Source organism: Litchfieldia sinesaloumensis (assembly GCF_900156865.1).
Taxonomy (GTDB): Bacteria; Bacillota; Bacilli; order Bacillales; family Bacillaceae_L; genus Ferdinandcohnia; species Ferdinandcohnia sinesaloumensis.
The window spans coordinates 1-3,866 of sequence record NZ_LT732528.1 but is presented as its reverse complement, the minus strand read 5'-3'; the positions used below and the strand labels follow the sequence as shown (position 1 = coordinate 3,866).

Here is a 3,866-nt window from a genome sequence, read left to right as displayed (position 1 = left end):
TTATTGTCTTGACGTAAGTGTCACCAGTTTTTGTTATATTCATCGCCACGTTGGGTTTTTAAGTGTGACTATTTCCATTTAGTATCGATTGTCTAGTACACTTAGAGTTTTTCCTATTTTTTAATGAATGTTATAATCACTTTGTACAGTATATTCACTTCCTGTATAATAAGAGTTGACGATAAGAAGGAGGGGCAAGATCAATGGCATATCAAGCATTATACCGTGTCTTTCGGCCGCAGGCATTTCAAGATGTGGTGGGACAAGAACATATAACAAAAACTTTGCAGAATGCCCTTCTTCAAGAAAAATTTTCTCACGCCTATCTTTTTTCAGGACCAAGAGGGACAGGTAAAACAAGTGCTGCAAAGATTTTTGCTAAAGCAGTTAACTGTGAACGTTCTCCTGTTGCTGAACCTTGTAATGAATGTGCAGCATGCCGAGGGATTACAGACGGATCTATATCTGATGTGATTGAAATCGATGCTGCATCAAACAACGGTGTTGATGAAATAAGAGATATTCGAGATAAGGTAAAGTACGCGCCAAGTGCTGTAAGATATAAGGTTTATATTATTGATGAAGTACATATGCTTTCCATCGGTGCGTTTAATGCATTGTTAAAAACATTAGAAGAGCCTCCTAGACACGTCATATTTATTTTAGCAACTACAGAACCTCATAAAATTCCTTTGACAATCATTTCAAGATGTCAACGTTTTGACTTTCGTCGCATCACAACCCAAGCAATTGTTGGTCGAATGAAAACTGTTATTGCAGAACAAAACGTAACTGTAGCAGACCCTGCACTATATGTAATAGCAAGAGCTGCTGAAGGTGGAATGAGGGATGCGTTAAGTTTACTAGACCAGGCAATCTCTTTTAGCGATGATGAGGTAAATATTGACGATGTACTCATGATTACAGGTGCTGTGTCTCAAACCTTTTTAACGAATGTCGTTCGAGCAGTTCGAGACCGTGATGTCCGAACAGCCTTAAAGACGTTAGATGAAATGATGGACCACGGAAAAGATCCGATGCGCTTTATTGAAGATTTAATCTTTTATTATCGAGATATGCTTTTATATCAAACGGCCCCTCAGTTAGAAGAGGTTTTGGAGCGGGTTTTAGTTGATGAGGACTTTACGGAATTAGCGAAGAGTATTCAGAACCAAGAAATTTATGAAACCATTGATGTATTAAATCAAGCCCAGCAAGAAATGAAGTGGACGAACCATCCGCGTATATTCCTAGAGGTTGCTATTGTGAAGTTAAGCCAAATGGACCCACATCAGAGTCCTGATTCACTTCCCCAGCTTGAGGGCTTAATGAACAAAATAAATATGTTAGAGTCTGAACTTGCATCAATTAAAGAAAAGGGAATTACGACTCAATCACAAGATTCAAAACCAGCAGAAAAGCGTCCACAAAAGTCAGCAAGAGCTGGCTATAGGACTCCTGTAGGTAGAATTAATGAGGTTTTAAAGACCGCAACAAGGCAAAACCTTGATTTATTAAAAGGAAAATGGGGCGATATGCTCGAACAGCTGCGGAGTCAAAACAAAGTATCTCATGCTGCTCTTTTAATTGAAAGTGAACCAGTTGCGGCTTCTTCGGTAGCCTTTGTGTTGAAATTTAAGTATGAAATTCATTGTAAAATGGCATCAGAAAACGCAGAAGTAAAAGAAAATCTAGAAAATATCCTTTTTACATTAACCGGGAAAAAGTTAGAAATGATTGGTGTACCCGATGATGAATGGGGTAAAATTAGAGAAGAGTTTATCCGTGGGCAACGAACCGATGATGATCAAGGGCCTGAAGAAACAGAGGACCCTCTTATTGCGGAAGCAATGAAAATCGTAGGTGCCGAGCTCATAGAAATAAAAGAATCATAATAGAGTAAATCTAAGGAGGAAATGAACATGATGCGTGGTGGCGGAATGGGAAATATGCAAAAAATGATGAAACAAATGCAGAAAATGCAAAAGGATATGGCAAAAGCACAGGAAGAGCTTGCTGAAAAGGTAGTAGAAGGTACTGCTGGTGGTGGCATGGTTACTGTAAAAGCAAATGGCCAAAAAGAAATTATTGACGTTATTATTAAAGAAGAAGTGGTAGATCCAGAAGATATCGAAATGCTACAAGATCTTGTCTTAGCTGCAACGAATGATGCTCTTAAGAAAATCGAAGACCTAACAAATGAAACAATGGGTCAATTCACAAAAGGAATGAACCTACCGTTCTAATTGTCGGTTGAAAGGACTTAGATAGATATGCATTATCCTGAACCAATATCTAAGCTGATTGATAGCTTTATGAAATTGCCAGGTATCGGCCCGAAAACGGCTGTACGACTGGCTTTTTTTGTATTAAGTATGAAAGAGGATATTGTCCTCGATTTTGCAAAGGCACTTGTTAATGCCAAGCGAAATCTTACATATTGCTCTAATTGTGGGCATATAACAGATAGAGACCCTTGTTATATATGTGAAGATGAGCGTCGTGATAAAACGATTATTTGTGTACTCCAAGATCCCAAAGATGTTATCGCGATGGAAAAGATGAAGGAATACAACGGGTTGTATCACGTTCTCCATGGAGCAATCTCTCCTATGGATGGCATTGGGCCAGAAGATATAAAAATTCCGGAATTGCTAAAGAGGCTTCAGGATGACACTGTCCAGGAAATTATTTTAGCGACTAACCCCAACATTGAAGGGGAAGCTACAGCAATGTATATTTCCCGGTTGTTGAAACCAACAGGAATTAAAATTACGCGAATCGCTCATGGTTTACCTGTGGGTGGAGATCTGGAATACGCAGATGAAGTAACCTTATCAAAGGCGCTAGAAGGACGTCGGGAATTATAGGAGGTTTTTTATGCTTTTTAAAAAGAAGGAAAAACTCCGTAGAGAATTTAATCAAGAGCTCTTTAGTCAGTTAGAGATTGCAAAACAGGAATGGATGAGACAAAAGAGTTTGATTGAAAAAAGTGTGGATCCTTCCGATGAAATAATAAATGAACTTAAAGTAGCTGAAACCAAATACTTCTTTTTATTAAGAGAGGCAAAAAGGCGAAAGGTATTTTTAAAATAAATCCTATCTGGGGAAGTACCTATCCTCGGATAGTTTTTTATAAAAAAGCATTTATTATAGAATAAAAATGGACAAGAGGTTCTTAAAACTCTTCACTCACATAGAATAGTAGTACAAGTTGTGAGAAGGAGTGAGTCTGATTGGAACCGAAGTTAGTTATAGCGATACTTGGAGGATTGATCGTACTTGTGCTTCTAATAGGAGCTCCTCTTAGGCCAATTCGTTTAGTAGGGCAAGTATTTGTCAAAATCCTAATCGGCGCATTGTTTTTGTTTTTTCTAAATGCATTTGGACAATCCTTTAATTTACATGTACCAATAAATTTAGTCACATCAGCTGTGTCTGGTTTACTAGGACTTCCAGGTTTAGCAGCACTCGTAATAATAGACTTATTTATAGTAAATTAAAAAAACAAATGGGCTCTCATTTGTTTTTTTATTATGGCTTAGATCTAGTGAGAAAGAATACAGTAGGTGGATTGAAAAACTTTATTACTATAATTTATTGACTTTTAATTAACACAGGTGTATATTTATATTTCTCACAGGGAATACCTTTTAATAAGAAAAAAACTTATAAAATAGTGTTGACTTATTTTTGTGAGGATGTTATATTAATAAAGTCGCTTCTGAGAGGCGGTTAAAAAAGTTCTTTGAAAACTGAACACAATACAAGCGTCAACGTTTTAATTTTGGTAACAAATTATTGAGCAATCAATACTCTTATTGGAGAGTTTGATCCTGGCTCAGGATGAACGCTGGCGGCGTGCC

5 protein-coding genes are annotated in these 3,866 nt (G+C 37.3%); all 5 read left to right on the top strand.

The features are described 5' to 3' along the window. Positions 1-203: 203 nt before the first annotated feature. Entirely contained in the window at positions 204-1,895 is a 1,692-nt protein-coding gene (dnaX, locus tag CZ490_RS00035) for a DNA polymerase III subunit gamma/tau (RefSeq protein ID WP_077616976.1), read from the top strand. Positions 1,896-1,925: 30 nt separating this feature from the next. Beyond that, complete coding sequence (locus tag CZ490_RS00030) at positions 1,926-2,246, top strand: YbaB/EbfC family nucleoid-associated protein (RefSeq protein WP_010285585.1); 321 nt, start codon at positions 1,926-1,928, stop codon at positions 2,244-2,246. A gap of 27 nt (positions 2,247-2,273) precedes the next feature. Then, on the top strand, positions 2,274-2,870 hold the full coding sequence (recR, locus tag CZ490_RS00025) for a recombination mediator RecR (RefSeq protein ID WP_077616975.1): 597 nt from the start codon (positions 2,274-2,276) through the stop codon (positions 2,868-2,870). A 10-nt stretch (positions 2,871-2,880) separates the two neighbouring features. Then, on the top strand, positions 2,881-3,096 hold the full coding sequence (locus CZ490_RS00020) for a YaaL family protein (protein ID WP_077616974.1): 216 nt from the start codon (positions 2,881-2,883) through the stop codon (positions 3,094-3,096). Positions 3,097-3,236: 140 nt separating this feature from the next. Further along, complete coding sequence (locus tag CZ490_RS00015) at positions 3,237-3,503, top strand: pro-sigmaK processing inhibitor BofA family protein (RefSeq protein ID WP_077616973.1); 267 nt, start codon at positions 3,237-3,239, stop codon at positions 3,501-3,503. The last annotated feature ends 363 nt before the right edge of the window (positions 3,504-3,866 follow it).